At 63.5% G+C, this 15,764-nt stretch carries 12 protein-coding genes; 8 read left to right on the forward strand and 4 right to left on the reverse strand.

What is annotated here, in order from left to right; translation table 11 throughout:
• Positions 1–71: 71 nt before the first annotated feature.
• Entirely contained in the window at positions 72–2,006 is a 1,935-nt protein-coding gene (gene glgB / locus QZ656_RS10745) for a 1,4-alpha-glucan branching protein GlgB (RefSeq protein ID WP_291993379.1), read from the reverse strand.
• Complete coding sequence (locus QZ656_RS10750; RefSeq protein WP_291993380.1) at positions 2,003–2,929, reverse strand: mechanosensitive ion channel family protein; 927 nt, start codon at positions 2,927–2,929, stop codon at positions 2,003–2,005. The genes glgB and QZ656_RS10750 overlap by 4 nt, the downstream gene beginning before the upstream one ends.
• 106 nt (positions 2,930–3,035) lie before the next feature.
• On the opposite strand from QZ656_RS10750, the gene QZ656_RS10755 reads away from it, so the two are divergent.
• A complete protein-coding gene (locus tag QZ656_RS10755; protein WP_291993381.1) occupies positions 3,036–3,566 on the forward strand; it encodes a MarR family transcriptional regulator in 531 nt (176 codons plus the stop codon).
• A 55-nt stretch (positions 3,567–3,621) separates the two neighbouring features.
• Here the strand turns inward: QZ656_RS10755 and QZ656_RS10760 are convergent, their stop codons facing one another.
• Entirely contained in the window at positions 3,622–4,260 is a 639-nt protein-coding gene (locus tag QZ656_RS10760; RefSeq protein ID WP_291993382.1) for a histidine phosphatase family protein, read from the reverse strand.
• A gap of 77 nt (positions 4,261–4,337) precedes the next feature.
• Between QZ656_RS10760 and QZ656_RS10765 the strand changes: the two genes are divergently transcribed.
• The 7 genes from QZ656_RS10765 (at position 4,338) to QZ656_RS10795 (ending at position 14,055) form a co-directional block, all read left to right on the forward strand.
• On the forward strand, positions 4,338–4,718 hold the full coding sequence (locus tag QZ656_RS10765) for a hypothetical protein (RefSeq protein ID WP_291993383.1): 381 nt from the start codon (positions 4,338–4,340) through the stop codon (positions 4,716–4,718).
• A gap of 5 nt (positions 4,719–4,723) precedes the next feature.
• Positions 4,724–7,543 carry a type I restriction-modification enzyme R subunit C-terminal domain-containing protein gene (locus QZ656_RS10770; protein ID WP_291993384.1) on the forward strand — a complete coding sequence of 940 codons (2,820 nt, stop codon included), beginning with the start codon at positions 4,724–4,726 and terminating at the stop codon, positions 7,541–7,543.
• Positions 7,540–8,784: a restriction endonuclease subunit S gene (locus QZ656_RS10775; protein ID WP_291993385.1), complete on the forward strand. Its 1,245-nt coding sequence runs from the start codon at positions 7,540–7,542 to the stop codon at positions 8,782–8,784. Before QZ656_RS10770 ends, QZ656_RS10775 begins: the two co-directional genes overlap by 4 nt.
• Entirely contained in the window at positions 8,781–10,490 is a 1,710-nt protein-coding gene (locus tag QZ656_RS10780; RefSeq protein WP_291993386.1) for an RNA-binding domain-containing protein, read from the forward strand. The genes QZ656_RS10775 and QZ656_RS10780 overlap by 4 nt, the downstream gene beginning before the upstream one ends.
• Before the next feature lie 300 nt (positions 10,491–10,790).
• Entirely contained in the window at positions 10,791–12,338 is a 1,548-nt protein-coding gene (locus tag QZ656_RS10785; RefSeq protein WP_291993387.1) for a class I SAM-dependent DNA methyltransferase, read from the forward strand.
• Positions 12,335–13,123, forward strand: a complete 789-nt coding sequence (locus QZ656_RS10790) for a nuclease-related domain-containing protein (protein ID WP_291993388.1) — start codon at positions 12,335–12,337, stop codon at positions 13,121–13,123. The genes QZ656_RS10785 and QZ656_RS10790 overlap by 4 nt, the downstream gene beginning before the upstream one ends.
• 62 nt (positions 13,124–13,185) lie before the next feature.
• Entirely contained in the window at positions 13,186–14,055 is an 870-nt protein-coding gene (locus tag QZ656_RS10795) for a GIY-YIG nuclease family protein (protein WP_291993389.1), read from the forward strand.
• A gap of 156 nt (positions 14,056–14,211) precedes the next feature.
• On the opposite strand, the gene QZ656_RS10800 is transcribed toward QZ656_RS10795, so the two are convergent.
• The gene (locus QZ656_RS10800) at positions 14,212–15,495 is read right to left on the reverse strand and encodes a DUF3422 domain-containing protein (RefSeq protein WP_291993390.1); all 1,284 of its coding nucleotides are present in this window, start codon (positions 15,493–15,495) and stop codon (positions 14,212–14,214) included.
• Between the last annotated feature and the right edge of the window lie 269 nt (positions 15,496–15,764).

The raw sequence follows: 15,764 nt of genomic DNA on the forward strand, positions 1-15,764 counted from the left end.
GCAAGGGGGATGGGCGGCCGCCGTACTGGCCGCGCCAAGCCCTCTACTGCGCCGCTCGAACGTACCATCGCTCATGCCAGGGCCTTGCTCTCGGCGACCGGCTTGAAGATCAGCACCGCCAGCGGCGGCAAGGTCAGCGACAGGCAATGGGAATAGCCATGCGTGGCCTGCGATGAGGCCTCGACCTGACCACAATTGCCCATGCCGCTGCCGCCATAGACCGCTGCGTCGCTGTTCAGCACCTCTTGCCAGGCGCCGCCGCGCGGCACGCCAACGACGTAGTCATGGCGCGGTACCGGCGTGAAGTTGCAGACCACCAGCACGGTATCGTCGCGGTTCTTGCCGTAGCGCAGGAAGCTGATAACGCTTTCCTCCCAGTTCTGGGCATCGCTCCAGGCGAAGCCGTCGGCGCTGAAGTCCCTCTCATGCAGCGCTTTTTCCTGACGATAGACACGATTGAGGTCTTTGACCCAGGACTGCACGCCGTGGTGCGACGGGTATTGCAGGAGATGCCATTCGAGACTTTCGTCGTGCTGCCACTCGCGTCGCTGGCCGAGTTCGCCGCCCATGAACAACAGCTTCTTGCCGGGATGCGCCCACATCAAGCCAAAGAGCACGCGCAGGTTGGCGAACTGCTGCCAGTCGTCGCCCGGCATCTTGCCGATCAACGCGCCCTTGCCATGCACCACTTCGTCGTGCGACAGCGGCAGCACGAAGTTTTCGGTGAACGCGTACCAGATCGTAAACGTCAGTTTGTCGTGCTGGTACTTGCGGAATAGCGGCTGTTGCTGGAAATACTTCAGCGTGTCGTTCATCCAGCCCATGTTCCACTTCATGCCGAAACCGAGGCCGCCCATGTACGTCGGGCGCGAAACCATCGGCCAGGCGGTGGACTCTTCGGCCATCGTCTGCACGTCGGGATAGTCGCGGTAGACGGCTTCGTTGAGGCTGCGCAGAAAACTCATCGATTCGAGATTCTCGCGGCCGCCATGCTCGTTCGGGATCCACTCGCCTTCCTGGCGCCCGTAGTCGAGGTAGAGCATCGAAGCGACGGCGTCGACGCGCAAGCCGTCGATGTGGTACTTGTCGAGCCAGAACAGCGCGCTCGACATCAGGAAGCCACGCACTTCGTTGCGACCAAGGTTGAAGATCGAGCTCTTCCAGTCGGGGTGAAAGCCCTGCCGCGGATCTTCGTGTTCGTAGAGACAGGTGCCGTCGAAATTGGCCAGGCCATGGCCGTCGGCGGGGAAGTGCGAGGGTACCCAGTCGAGGATGACACCGATCCCGGCCTGATGCAGGGTGTCAATCAGGAACATCAGGTCCTCGGGACTTCCGTAGCGCGCCGTCGGCGCGAAATAGCCCGTGGTCTGGTAGCCCCAGGAGCCGTAGAACGGGTGCTCCATCACCGGCATCAGTTCGACGTGCGTGAAGCCCATTTCGCAGACGTAGGCGCTCAACTCCTGCGCCATTTCGCGGTAGCTCAGCGAACGGTTGCCGTCCTCGGGAACGCGCCGCCACGAACCGAGATGTACTTCGTAAATCGACAGTGGCGCGTCGAGGGCATTGATCGCCCGTCGTTTGCCCATCCACTCGCCGTCGCTCCAGTTGTAGTCGAGCGTGCACAGGCGCGAAGCGCTGCGCGGCGGCTCTTCGGATTGGCGGGCAAAGGGGTCGGCTTTCTCCTGCGTCCCCATGCCGCTGGTGATCTGGAATTTGTAGCTGTCGCCGAGCGCCCCCCCGGCGATGAAGCCCTCCCAGACGCCCGAGTTATCGCCGCGACGATGCAACCGATGACTGTCGGCCTGAAAGTTGTTGAAGTCGCCGACCACCGAGACTTTCTCCGCGTTGGGCGCCCAGACGCTGAACTGGAAACCGGCCTTGCCGGCCTTGGTGGTGGCGTGCGCGCCGAAACGGTCGTAGAGGCGGGTGTGGCTGCCCTCGCGAAAGAGGTAGATGTCGTGTTCGCTGAGCAGGCTATTGGCGACGACGGGATTGCTAACTTTCATTGCGTACCTCCTGGATGCTGCGTGGCGCCATCCATCGACAGATGCAAGGGCGGGCTTGAGCCATCCTTGCCCTGGCCGGGATAGACGGTGAGATGCGGATAGGGAATTTCGATGGCGGCAGCATCGAAGGCGTCCTTGAGGCGGCGCAGGTATTCGCGGCGAATGGTCCACTGTTCGATGGCGACAACCTTGAAGCGACAGCGCAGGATGACCGCCGAATCGCGCCAGGCATCGACGCCGACGATCTCGACGTCGTCGAGGATCTTGGCCGCGAAATCGGGATCGGCGCGCAACTCGGTGCCGACGGTGCGCATCACCGCCAGCGCCTGATCGACGCTCTCGCGGTAAGCAACGCCGACATCGACGACTGCCTGCGCGAAACCACGGGTCATGTTGGTGACCGTCGTGATGCTGCCGTTCGGAACAAAGTGCACGTGGCCGTCGTAGTTGCGCATACGTACGTAGCGCAAGGTGAGTTCCTCGACCATGCCACTCTTGCCACCGGCGTCTATCACATCGCCAAGACGGATCTGGTTCTCCAGCAGCAGGAAGAAACCCGAGAAGTAATCCTTGACCAGACTCTGCGCACCGAAACCGACGGCGACGCCGACAACACCGGCAGCGCCAAGGATAGGAGCAACCGACACGCCCACCTCGGCCAGCACCAGGATGCCGGCAACCAGCGAAATGATCACCGACACGGCGTAGCGGAAGACGCGCCCGAGCGTCGCCGCCCGCTGCACCTCTTCACCATCGTGCATGCCACTGCTGATGTAGATGCGGAAAGTGCGGATCAGTTTGTGCGAGAAGGCCATCGCCAGCCAGGCGAGCACGAGGATGAGGCAGATGCGCAAGGCCGACGCCATTGATGGCGTGAGCTGTTGGCCGAAGGAAAGAATTTGATCGAGTATTGTTTTGTCCATTTAAATCCGGGTTGGCAAGCATCTGGCGAAAATTTTGCTTGTACAAACAGTTTGAGCCAAATAGTATTGCATGAAAATAGTTTTCAGGCAACGCAGGGGTTGATAGATGACTCAAACAAAGAAAGTCGGTAGCCAGGAAAGTTCGCGAGAGCAGCTGCCTGATGGTCAGCAAGACGGGCCCGCTGCCGGCGCGGATGACGCCTTCGGCAAGCTGCTGCAGTTGGTGCGCTCGGTTCAGAACGGCATGCAGAACATCGACGACACGCACGGTCTGAGCGGCTCGCAGCTGTGGGCGCTGTGGCAGATTTCGGCGCGCCCCGGTCTGCGTGTCTCGCAGCTGGCGAGTGCCCTGCATATCAGGCCTTCCACCGCCAGCAACCTGCTCGACAAGCTCGAAGCACGCCAGTTGGTGCGCCGTGAACGGCGCGACACCGACAACCGCGTGGTCCGTCTGCACCTCACCGATGAGGGCGCCGAAGTGATCAAGGATATTCCCGGCCCGATGCAGGGCCAGCTGCGCGGCGCTTTGGGGAAAATGCCGCCGCCGGTGCTGGGGAATCTGCGCCAGGGGATGGCGTCGCTGCTCGAGCTGATGGGCGAGTCAAGTCGCCGCAGCCCGGTGCAGCCGAAAGCCTGAACGCCTGAACGCGACCTGGCGACTTCCCGCTTGGCGGCCTGGCGTCGCCAGGTCGCTACGGTAGCTCGTCAAGCCCGACCATCGCCAGATGGTCGGTCACGCCCCACGCTTCCATGTGCCAGCGGTCGCCCGTGGCAGTCACCCAGTTGATGCCCGCGTTGGGGATCGTGAAATCGCGCGGCTGACGCAGCGAAGTGCCACGCACCAGACGGTTGACGATGTCCAGAACACCGCCGTGCGTCACCACGACGATCGTCTGGCCGCGATGCTCGTCGACCGCGCGTCGCAAGCCGGCGCTCACCCGCAGCTGCAGTTGCTGCAGACTCTCGCCGCCGTACGGAATCACGAAATCCGGCACGCGCGCTTCGAACAGCGCGTACACGTCGGGGTAGCGGCTCCGCGACTGCTCGTAGGTCAGCCCTTCGAAAAGCCCGTAGCGCCGCTCGCGGAACTCCGGCCGCAGGATCGGCACCAGTTTCAAGGCGCCCGCGATGCGCCCGGCGGTCTGGCGCGCGCGTTGCAGGTCGCTGCTGTAGAGCGCGTCGAACGCCAGCGGCGCCAGCCACTGTGCGGCAGCATCGGCCTGCGCCAGCCCCGCTTCATCCAGACCAACGTCGATATTTCCCTGAATACGCTTTTCCGCGTTCCAGGACGTTTCGCCATGGCGGACAAAGCAGATGCGGGTGGCTTCCATAAGGTTTTCGTTCACTAGCTGCGTTGGCGGCCAGGCATTGGCCGACGAGAAGATCCAGACTTCGCCCGCATGCAGCCTTGCTTGGTCAGGTTCGGGAAGCCGAGATTCTAAGCCATTTGCAGCAGCTGTTTTGCGTGCCGGGTGCAATCGAAGGCGCCCGCGCGTCGGCCCACCCACCAGCTGCCGCCCGCCATCCTAGCGGCGGGCACGGCGAGGTGGCCGACATGCGTGCGCCCGTTCGCTGCGCCGTCCACGCATCGCTGTGGCAAGATGTCGGCTTCATCGCCGCAGGCACGCTCGACGCTGAACTGTGCGCGACGCAAAGCCAAAAGAAAAAACAGACTCGGGAGGTTGAAGCGATGTTCCTGACGCCGCGAGCACCCGCATACCGGCGCTCACCGGAGCACTGCCCACCGCGTGCGATGGTCGTCAACACCACGCTCCCGACCCCGGCGTAGAAGCCATGCGCACCGCCGAGCAACTCGCCCGCGAGCACATCGACCAGCTGCTGAGCGCCGCCGGCTGGGCCGTGCAGGACGTCGCTGCAGCCGACATTCATGCCGCGCGTGGCGTCGCGCTGCGCGAGTTCCCGCTCGAAGCCGGGAACGGCTTTGCCGACTACCTGCTGTACGTCGATGGCAAGGCCGCTGGCGTCATCGAAGCCAAGAAGCGGGGCGCGACGCTCACCGGCGTCGAGATCCAGTCGGCGCGTTACGCGCAGGGCCTGCCGCGCAGCCTGCCGGCATGGCGGCGGCCGCTACCCTTCATCTACGAATCGACTGGCGCCGAAACGCACTTCAGCAACGGCCTCGACCCCGAGCCACGCGCCCGTAACGTCTTCGCTTTTCACCAGCCGGCGACGCTCAGCGAATGGCTCAAGGCGCTGCCGCAAACGCCGGTCTTCGCCACCGGCAGCGGCAACGCTGCCCCGCACGCCGATTTCGCACCGCTCACCTTCCTTGCCCGTATGCGCCATATGCCCGAGCTGCTCACCGAGTGGGGCTACGCGGGCGACGGCGTCAGCAAGCAGCGACTCTGGCCGGCCCAGATCACCGCCATCAACAACCTGGAACGTTCACTGGCGGCCAACAAGCCGCGCGCGCTGATCCAGATGGCCACCGGCAGTGGCAAGACCTTCACCGCGATCAGCTTCATCTACCGGCTGATCAAATTCGCCGGCGCGCGCCGCGTGCTGTTCCTGGTCGACCGCGGCAACCTCGGCCGCCAGGCGAAAAAGGAGTTTGACCAGTACGTCTCGCCGGTCAACAACTTCAAGTTCGGCGAGGAGTTCATCGTCCAGCACCTCGTCAGCAACCACCTGGACAGCACCGCGCGCGTCTGCATCGCCACCATCCAGCGCATGTACTCGATGCTCAAGGGCCGCGAACTGGCCGAGGCAGACGACGAGCAGAGCACCGCCGGCATCGACGCCCTGTTCAAGCAGCCCGAGCCGATCGACTACAACCCGGCGATCCCGATCGAGACCTTCGACATCATCGTCACCGACGAAGCGCACCGCTCGATCTACAACTTGTGGCGGCAGGTGCTCGAATACTTCGACGCCTACCTGGTCGGCCTCACCGCGACGCCCAACAAGCAGACCTTTGGCTTCTTCAACAAAAACCTGGTGATGGAATACGGCCACGAGCAGGCGGTCGCCGACGGCGTCAATGTCAACTACGACGTTTATCGCATCCGCACCGAAGTCAGCGAAGCCGGCGCGAAAGTGGAAGCCGGCTACTGGCTCGAAGTGCGCGACAAGGCTACCCGTGCGCGCCGCGACTGGCAGCTCGACGACGACTTCGAGTACGAGCCGGCCGAACTCGACCGCAGCGTGCAGACGCCCGACCAGATCCGCACCATCGCCCGCACGCTGCGCGACAACTGGCAGCGCGACCTCTTTCCGCAGCGCAGCGAGCTGCCCAAGACGCTGGTCTTCGCCAAGGACGACAACCACGCCGAAGCCATCGTCGAAATCCTTCGCCAGGAGTTCGGCCGCGGCAACGACTTCGCGCAGAAGATCACCTACCGCAGCACCGGCGACACGCCGGAAAACCTGATCCGGGCCTTCCGCAGCAGCTACTACCCGCGCATCGCCGTCACCGTCGACATGATCGCCACCGGCACCGACATCAAGCCGGTCGAGATCGTCGTCTTCATGCGCAGCGTCAAGAGCCGCAGCTTCTTCGAACAGATGAAGGGCCGCGGCGTGCGCATCGTCAGCGACGACGACCTGCGCGGCGTCACCCCCGGCGAACACGCACACAAGGACCGCTTCGTGATCGTCGACTGCGTTGGTGTCTGCGAGCGCGACAAGACCGACTCGCGGCCGATGGACCAAAAGAAGTCGGTGCCGTTGAGCGCGCTGCTGCAGGCCATCAGCCTCGGCAACGTCGAACCCGAAGTGCTGTCCAGCGTCGCGTTACGCCTGTCGCGCCTTGACGCGCGGCTCAGCGACGCCGAGCGCGCCAGGGTGCGCAGCGCCGCCGGCGGCGTCGAGCTGAAGGAGCTGTCACGCGCCATCGTGCAGGCGCTCAACCCGAGCAGCGACCGCTCGCCGCAGCAAGCCGAAGACGCGCTGCGCCAGGCGGTCAAGCCGCTCGCCAAGCCGCAACTGCGCGAGCTGCTGCTGAGCCTCAAGGCGCAGAAAGAACTGGTGATCGACATCGTCACCCAGGATCGCCTGCTCGCCGCCGAGTATTCCGCAGCCGCCCGCGAGCGCGCGCAGGGCATCGTCCAGAGCTTCGAGGCCTTCATCACCGAGCATCGCGACGAGATCACCGCGCTGCAAATTCTCTACAACCGCCCGACCCGGGCGCCGCTGAGTTTCGCCGAACTGCAGTCGCTCGCCGACACCCTGCAGGCACCGCCGCAGCTATGGACCGAAAGCCAGCTCTGGCAGGCCTATGCCGCGCTCGACAAATCCAGCGGAGGCAAGAAGGTGCGCGGCGCCAGCCAGCGACGTATCCTCACCGACCTCGTCTCGCTGGTGCGCTACGCCATGCACCAGGAGAACGAACTGGTGCCCTACCCCGAGCGCGTCGCCGCCAACTTCAAGGCGTGGATGGTGCAGCAGGAGGAGGCAGGCAAGGGCTTCACCGACGAGCAGCGCTGGTGGCTGGAGAAGATGGCCGAGCACATCGCATCCAATCTCGGCGTCGAGGCAGAAGACTTCAGCTACGCACCCTTCGACCAGCGGGGCGGGCTGGGGAGAGTGCATCAGATTTTTGGCGGAGAGTTGACGAAGGTGATTGAGGACTTGAACAGGGAGTTGGCGGCGTGAGCGCCGTTCCCGTAGAAAGGCCGGATACCGTAACTGAGGGATGGAGGTGGACGACCATGGGCGAAATCGCGGAAGTCGCAGGCGGTGGCACTCCGCGCACAAACGACGCAGCCAACTTCGAAAACGGCGACATTCCTTGGCTGACTCCTGCTGACCTTTCTGGCTACACCGAGAAGTACATTGCTCACGGTGCTCGCTTCATCACGCAGAAAGGGATCCAGTCTTGCGCAGCCCGGCTCCTATCGGCGGGAACGGTTCTGTTCACCTCGCGCGCCCCCATCGGCTATGTGGCGATTGCGCGCAATCCGATCGCTACAAACCAGGGATTCAAGAGCTTCGTGCTTCACGACGGCGTTCTGCCGGAATACGTCTATTGGTGGCTGAAGGGATCCAAACGGCGCGCGGAGAGCCTAGCGAACGGCACGACGTTCCTGGAGCTTTCGGGTGCGAATGCAAAGAAAATTGCAATTCCGATCGCGCCACTTGAGAGGCAGAGAGAGATCGTCGCAGAAATCGAAAAGCAGTTCTCCCGCCTCGACGAAGCCGTCGCCAACCTCAATCGCGTCAAGGTCAACCTCAAACGCTACAAGGCCGCCGTCCTCAAAGCCGCCATGGAAGGCCGCCTTGTTGAACCAGCCACATCCGTGGCATGGGCTCTGGAACGTCTAGAAGCGGTCGCTGAAGTGCAGCTCGGCCAGCAACGCGCGCCGGTTCACGCGGCTGCCTCGGAACAGACCGCCTACGTTCGTGCAGCCAATGTGACTTGGGATGGGCTTGATCTAAGTGATGTCAAGTTCATGGGGTTTCCAAACATTGAGCGCTACCGGCTTCGAGTTGGCGACATTCTTTTATCTGAGGCCTCCGGTAGCCCAAATGAGGTTGGGAAACCAGCGCTTTGGAATGGGGAGATCCCGAACGCGTGCTACCAGAAAACGCTGATTCGAATACGAACAGACGCGCGCTTGCTAACGCCCCGCTTCGTCTACTACTTCTTTCTTCACACGTGCCTGACAGGTCAGTTTGCGCGATTGGCGCCGGGTGTTGGAATTCTGCATCTGACGGCGGAGCGGATGCTCGCGTGGCCCACTCCCGTACCGCCGCTGGCGGAACAACACCGCATCGTCGCCGAAGTCGACCGCCGTCTGTCGATCGTCCGTGAGGTCGAGTCCGAGGTCGATGCCAACCTCAAGCGCGCGCAGGCACTGCGGCAGGCCACGCTGGCCAAGGCCTTCGCAACATGAACACCGCTGAACTCACCGCCCTGCTGGACCGGCTGCGCGCGGAACCACGCGAGACCGAGTGGCTGGAGTTCAAGGCCAATCGCCTTGAGCCCCAAGTGCTTGGCGAATACGTGTCGGCGCTGGCCAACTCCGCCTGCTTGCTTGGCAAGCCGCGCGCCTACCTGGTGTTCGGCATTCAGGACGGCAGCCATGCGGTGATGGGCACCACTTTCGACCCACAAGCTGAGAAAGGCAAAGGCACGCAGTTGCTGTCGCTTTGGTTGTCGCTTGGCCTGCACCCAAACGTCGGCTTTGAAACCCACACCTTCATCTACCAGGGCAAGCGGGTGCTGCTGTTTGAAGTGCATCCGGCGTTCGACCGGCCGGTCCTTTTCTACGGTACTGCTTACATCCGGGACGGCACGAGCAAGACCGAGTTGGCGAAGTACCCGGAGAAGGAACGTGCGATCTGGAATCGCCGCGTGGACTGGAGCGCGGTGGTCTGCGAGCAAGCCACGCTGGAAGACCTGGACCCGCTGGCCGTAGAGAAGGCTCGTGCGCAGTTCACCACCAAGTTCGCCACCCAGGCTGCGATGGTGGCCGGCTGGGACGACGCGACGTTTCTGAGCAAGGCGAAGCTGACGATTCGCCGCTCGGTGACGAACGCCGCGTTGCTTCTGCTGGGCCGCCCGGAATCGTCGACACTGCTGGTACCGAGAGTGGCGCGCATCACCTGGCTGCTGAAGAACGAACGTAACGAGGAACTCGATTACCAGCACTTCGGTCCGCCGTTCCTGTTGAACGTGGACAAGGTGCTGGCCCGCATTCGCAACCTCACGGTGCGCGAGTTGCCGGAAGGCACGCTGTTCCCGGTCGAGCTGACTCAATACGATCCGTGGGTCATCCGCGAGGCGCTGCACAACTGCATCGCCCATCAGGACTACGGGCTGCGTGGGCGGGTGCAGGTAGTGGAGACCCCCGACACCCTGCTGCTGACCAACGTCGGTGGCTTCCTGCCGGGAAGAGTGGAAACGGTTATCGAGCAGGACGCGCCACTGGAAATCTACCGTAACCCCTTCCTCGCCGAGGCGATGGTCCACTTCAACATGATCGACACGCAGGGTGGCGGTATCAAGCGTATGTTCCAGAAGCAGCGACAGCGCTTCTTCCCGATGCCCGACTACGACTTGTCGGAACCCGAGCGGGTCAAGGTAACACTGCGCGGACGGGTTCTGGACGAGCGCTACACGCGAATGTTGATGGTGCGCACTGACCTGGATCTCGGACTGATCATGCTGCTCGACAAGGTGCAGAAGCGACAGCACATCTCGGCCGACGACAGCAAACGGCTCAAGGCGGCCAGCCTCGTAGAGGGGCGCTACCCGAACCTTCTCGTCGCCAGCCGAGTCGCTGCGGCAGTCGGTGAGAAGGCGCAACACATACGCGATCGCGGATTCGACAGCCAGTACTACCAGGACATGATCGTCGCGCTGGTACGCGAGCATCAGCCCGTGGCGAGGGCGGACATCGATCGCCTGCTCCTGGACAAGCTGCCCGAAGTCCTGACCGCCGCGCAGAAGCTCAACCGTATCCACAACCTGTTGCGGAGGCTGGCCGAGACCGGCCTGATCGTCAATGAGGGCAGCCGGCGCTGGCCGAAGTGGGTTCCTGCGGGTGCGGGACGCCCGGCTGGAAGATCAAAAGAAACCAATAACGACCAGCGATGATCCCGCCATGAATGCAGACAAGCCGCTGATTTTACGGCACATGCCTATTGATACCCGAGCAGATGAATTCGTCCGGTCAATAGGCGCGGCTATCAATTGGGACGAAAAGTCGTCCAAACCCGCGTCTGCGAACGCCCCAGACTCAACAGTGCAGACCACAGGACCTCCATCACCGCTTAGCCACTGAGTATGCGCGCGGATTCGACGAAGAGAAGCTGGGCCGCATCGCAGGTTGGAGCACCAACGACCCCAGCAAGCCATTGAAACAGCGCTGACGCGCTTCAAACCGAACCCCGAAAGATGAACTCAAACACCCTCGTCCAGAAACTCTGGAACTACTGCAACGTCCTGCGCGACGACGGCATGAGCTACGGAGATTACGTCGAGCAGCTCACCTACCTGCTGTTCCTGAAGATGGCCGACGAGCGATCGCGTCCGCCGTACCGGCAGCCGAGCATCATCCCGGCGCTCTACGCCTGGCCCGAGTTGCTGACGCGCGACGGCGACGAACTGTTCGACCACTACCGGCACGCGCTCGAACGGCTTGGCGGCGAGAAAGGCACGCTCGGACTGATCTTCAACAAGGCGCAGAACAAGTTCCAGGACCCGGCCAAGCTGCGGCGGGTGATCGTCGACCTGATCAACGAGGAAGACTGGTCGTCGCTCGGCGCCGATGTAAAAGGCGACGCCTACGAGGGCCTGCTCGAGAAGAACGCACAGGACACCAAGTCCGGCGCCGGCCAGTATTTCACGCCGCGGCCGCTGATCCAGGCGATGGTCGACGCCATCGCGCCGCGGCCCGGCGAGTCGGTCTGCGATCCGGCTTGCGGCACCGGCGGCTTCCTGTTCACCGCGCACAACGCCATCACCAGCAACTACCCCAACCTCACCCGCGACGAGAAGCGCCACCTCAAGGAAGGCGCTTTCCGCGGCTGGGAACTGGTGCAGGGCACGGCACGCGTGTGTGCGATGAACCTGCTGCTGCACGGCATCGGCTCGGAAACCAGCGTACCGATCGTCGTCGCCGACGCGCTGGCGGCCGACCCCGGCGAACGCTTCGACGTGGTGCTCGCCAATCCGCCGTTCGGCAAGAAGAGCAGTACGCAGATCGAAGGCGCCGACGGCAGGCGCAGCACCGAGAAGGACGTGATCGAGCGCGACGACTTCTGGGCGACGACCTCGAACAAACAGCTCAATTTCGTGCAGCACATCAAGACGCTGCTCAAGTCGCACGGCCGCGCCGCGGTGGTGGTGCCCGACAACGTCCTCTTCGAAGGCGGCGCCGGCGAAACGATCCGCCGCAAATTGCTGCACGAGTGCGACGTGCATACCTTGCTGCGCCTGCCGACGGGGCTGTTCTACGCGCAGGGCGTCAAGGCGAACGTGCTCTTCTTCGACAAGAAACCGGCCAGCAAGGCGCCGTGGACCCGCCAGCTGTGGATCTACGACCTGCGCACCAACCAGCACTTCACGCTGAAGACCAGGCCGCTGAAACGCGCCGATCTCGACGAGTTCGTCCGCCTGTATCAGGGGCGACGTGCGGGCGAGCCGGCCGATCGCCCGGCCAACCGCCACGACCGCGCGGCCACCTGGAGCGCGCAGGTGGCCGCCGCCAGCGGCGCCGGCCCCGACGGCCGCTGGCGGGTGTACGCCTACGACGAACTGATCGCCCGCGACAAGGCCAGCCTCGACATCTTCTGGCTCAAGGACGACAGCCTCGCCGACAGCGACAATCTGCCAGCACCCGAAGTGATCGCGCAGGAAATCGTCGACGACCTCGAAGCGGCGCTGGAGCAGTTTCGCTTGATTGCCAGTGACTTGAACGGTGCTGCCGCAGAGACCGTATGAGCCCGAAAACGCGATCGCCGCTGAAGGACAAGCCCTTGCGCAATCCGGGGCAGTCGCTCGAAGAGGAACGCCGGAAACTGCTTGAAGACAAGTTGGAAACCCCAGCCATTGTGGCGATCGGTTTTCTCGGTATAACGTGGATGGAGTGGTGGAGCTATTACGCCGATCGGCCACCCCAGCCCGAACTCTTCTCGGCGGTCACCCTCGGATTGCTAGCGTTTGTCGGGTGGAGATTCTGGCGCTTGCGGCCACGATTCCGGGCACTCCGGCAAGGTATTGAAGGTGAACGAGCGGTCGGCCAGTTCCTCGAACGCATGCGGGAGAACGGCTATCACGTCTTCCACGACCTCATGGGCGATGGCTTCAACATCGACCACGTGCTGATCGGCCCCACTGGTATCTTCACCATCGAAACCAAGACCTGGAGCAAGCCCCTCAAGGGCGACGCCCGCGTCGTCTGCGAGGGCGATTCGCTGCGCGTCAGCTCGCTGGAGCCGGATCGCAACCCGCTGATCCAGGCGAAGGCGCAAGCGGCGTGGTTGAAGCAACTGCTGTCGGCCAGCACCGGGAAAACCTACGCCGCTCGTGCCGTGATTCTTTTCCCGGGATGGTATGTGGAGCAAGGGCCTGGAAGCGCTCGCGAGGTCTGGGTCCTGGAACCAAAGGCACTGCCCGCATTTCTGGCCAAGGAGTCGATGATCCTCAAAAAAGAGGATATCGCCCTGGCGAGTTTTCATCTGTCGCGATTTATCCGCGAGGAAGAGCGCAAGAGAGCCGCACTTTGACCGCTGCGGCGATCGCGCCGACGGCGGTTCAACAAGCCAAACGTAGCATGGACAGCCAACACATGAACATCACCAAACCCTTCTCACTGCGTATATTCGTCGCCGATGGCGATCCCGACGGTCTGCGTGTGGTCGAGCGCTCGAACTGGATCGGTAAGGCACTGATGTTCCCGCGCGCCCTACTGCCGCGCGTGAAGGCTCGCGCCGAACTCGGCCAGACCGGCGTCTACCTGCTGCTGGGTCCACGTGAGGATGGCGAAGGCGAGCAGCTCTATATCGGCGAAGGCGATCCCATCCGGCCAAGGCTGGAGAGCCACTACGCGCAGAAAGATTTCTGGAACCGGGCGGTGTTCTTTGTGGCCGCTCCGGGCCAACTGAACAAGGCACATGTGCAGTTTCTCGAGGCCAATCTGGTACGCCTGGCAAAGGCTGCCAAGCGGCTGCCGCTGGAGAACGGCAACACGCCCAGCGAGCCGACCCTGAGCGAGGCCGACCGTGCCGACATGGTGGTGTTCCTGGAAAACATGCTGGGTATGCTGCCGGTGCTGGGCGTGCATGCCTTCGAGCAGGCGGCGCCCGCTGCCGTCGCTACTGCAACCTTGTTGACCTGCAGGGGCAAGGGCGTTGTGGCCACAGGCTTCGAGTCGAACCAGGGCTTTGTCGTGAAGGCTGGGTCACGTGCCGTGCGCGATGCCGTGCCGTCAATGCAATTGCACGTTCGCGGCATGTACGAGCTGCGGGAAGAGCTGATCAAGAATGGCGTACTGGCGTGCGACGACGACGGCTACTGCTTCTCACAGGACTACCCGTTCAGCTCGCCGTCTACCGCCGCGGCAGTGGCGCTGGGGCGTAGTGCGAACGGCCGCGTTGAGTGGAAAGATGCCAAGGGGCGGACGCTCAAGGAGCTGCAGGAGCGGGAGGCGACTGCTTGAGCGGCGACTATTCCGCGGCGGTTTGCGGACTATCCGCCAACGCATAGGAATATCGGGTACGGCAAACCCTCGTCAAGGAGTCGACTCGCGAAACCCGGGCCGACCGCTGCCTTCAGGCAGGCCCAGGTTCTCGATGGCAGGGCCTTTGCGCGCCCGTCAAGTGACCGCGCGCTGCACCAGCTGGCGGATATGGCGAACGCCCAGCGCGGCGACGATCACGACGATCGGAATCGCGACGCCGGTGACGATTTCCGGATTGACCGGCGCGCCCGCGGCTTTGATGGCTTTGGCGGCGTAGCCGACCAGGCCGACGACGTAGTAGCTCACCGCGGCCACCGACAAGCCTTCCACCGTCTCCTGCAGGCGCAACTGCAGTTTCGCCCGGCGGGCGGCGGTGCTGAGCAGCGACTGGTTCTGCCGCTGCAGCGAGATGTCGACACGCGTACGCAGCATTTCGCTGGCGCGACTGATCCGTTCCGACAGGCTGTCCTGCAGCCTGGCGACGGTTTCGCAGGTGCTCATCGCCGGCAGCAGCCGACGCTCGACAAACTCGCCGATGGGTTGCACGCCTTCGACACGCACTTCCCGCAGTTCGGCAAGGCGGCGTTCCACCAGATCCTGGTAGGCGCGTGCGGCGCAAATCTTGCCCAGGGTGGACGAGATGGTGCCCTCGACGACCGCGGCAAGCCGCGTCAGCTGGTCAAGGAGCGCGGGTTCGTCCTCGCTTCGGACGTCGACCATTTCGTTGAGCAAAGCGGCCAGCTGCCGGTCGGCATCGGCCAGTACCGGCAAGGTCGCCCTGGCTACCGGCAGCGTCAGCAAGGCGCGCATCAGATAGGTTTCTACCTCCAGCAAGCGCTGCACCATTCGTCCCGCCTGGCGGGGCGTAAGGCTGATGTCGTCGATCAGGAAGCGGCTGAAGCCGTCGGCGTGGATGCGAAAGTCGGCGCGCACGCTGGCGACGCCGTCGCCGACGCGGCCACCGACGAGTAGGTTGCCTTCGAACAGACTGGCCAGTTCCTCGGCTTCGGGCGTTGCCGCCGGGGCCTTGCGTAGCGCCACGTGCGCGGCCACCAGCACCTGCCCCGGTAGTTGGTCGAGCCAGGCCTGCGGCACGCTGGCGATTACCGGCTGGGCAAAGGGATCACCGGCGTCGCCACGTCGGAAAAAAGTGTAGCTGCTGCACTCGGCGCGCCGCTCCCACTTGAGCCGGAAGGTGCCGAGATCGACCTTGAAGTGATTGAGCTCCGGCGCCGGCGAAGTGACGCCGTAACGCGTGCATAGCTCGACGATGCTCTCGTACTCGGCTTGCCTGTTCGACGGCTCGGTGGCCAGCGCCAGATACGAGGCCTGCTCCGGGATGCTCAGCGCTTCCGGGGGGCGAGCGTGCAGCTCATAGTTGAGCGCAAAGCGCTGCGGGTGATTGGCGGGTTTTGTCATGCGCTTCCTTTATCTGTTTCGTGGGCGGCAGGCCCGGCCAATGCGCGATGCCTCCTGACGCCCTCGCTGCGCGAGCTTTGGCAGCGACGCCGCGCAACGATTCGGCCTGTGACCGGTATGCCGCTTCTGGCGAATTTACGCCAATGACCGAGGATAACGCGTCACGACGGCATTCGTTGACCTGTATTGCTGCGGCGCAGCAATACATGGCTGCAGATGGAGCAAGCGTGTCGCCGGTCCGGGCCGGTTCTCTGCGCCGCTATTGTTGC

The organism is Candidatus Accumulibacter sp. ACC003, assembly GCF_907163085.1.
Taxonomy (GTDB): Bacteria; Pseudomonadota; Gammaproteobacteria; order Burkholderiales; family Rhodocyclaceae; genus Accumulibacter.

Coding starts and splice junctions, on each gene's coding strand:
- QZ656_RS10800 (WP_291993390.1), bottom strand. CDS start 15,495: ATGACAAAACCCGCCAATCACCCGCAGCGCTTTGCGCTCAACTATGAG.
- glgB (WP_291993379.1), bottom strand. CDS start 2,006: ATGAAAGTTAGCAATCCCGTCGTCGCCAATAGCCTGCTCAGCGAACAC.
- QZ656_RS10760 (WP_291993382.1), bottom strand. CDS start 4,260: ATGGAAGCCACCCGCATCTGCTTTGTCCGCCATGGCGAAACGTCCTGG.
- QZ656_RS10780 (WP_291993386.1), top strand. CDS start 8,781: ATGAACACCGCTGAACTCACCGCCCTGCTGGACCGGCTGCGCGCGGAA.
- QZ656_RS10755 (WP_291993381.1), top strand. CDS start 3,036: ATGACTCAAACAAAGAAAGTCGGTAGCCAGGAAAGTTCGCGAGAGCAG.
- QZ656_RS10770 (WP_291993384.1), top strand. CDS start 4,724: ATGCGCACCGCCGAGCAACTCGCCCGCGAGCACATCGACCAGCTGCTG.
- QZ656_RS10795 (WP_291993389.1), top strand. CDS start 13,186: ATGAACATCACCAAACCCTTCTCACTGCGTATATTCGTCGCCGATGGC.
- QZ656_RS10785 (WP_291993387.1), top strand. CDS start 10,791: ATGAACTCAAACACCCTCGTCCAGAAACTCTGGAACTACTGCAACGTC.
- QZ656_RS10790 (WP_291993388.1), top strand. CDS start 12,335: ATGAGCCCGAAAACGCGATCGCCGCTGAAGGACAAGCCCTTGCGCAAT.
- QZ656_RS10750 (WP_291993380.1), bottom strand. CDS start 2,929: ATGGACAAAACAATACTCGATCAAATTCTTTCCTTCGGCCAACAGCTC.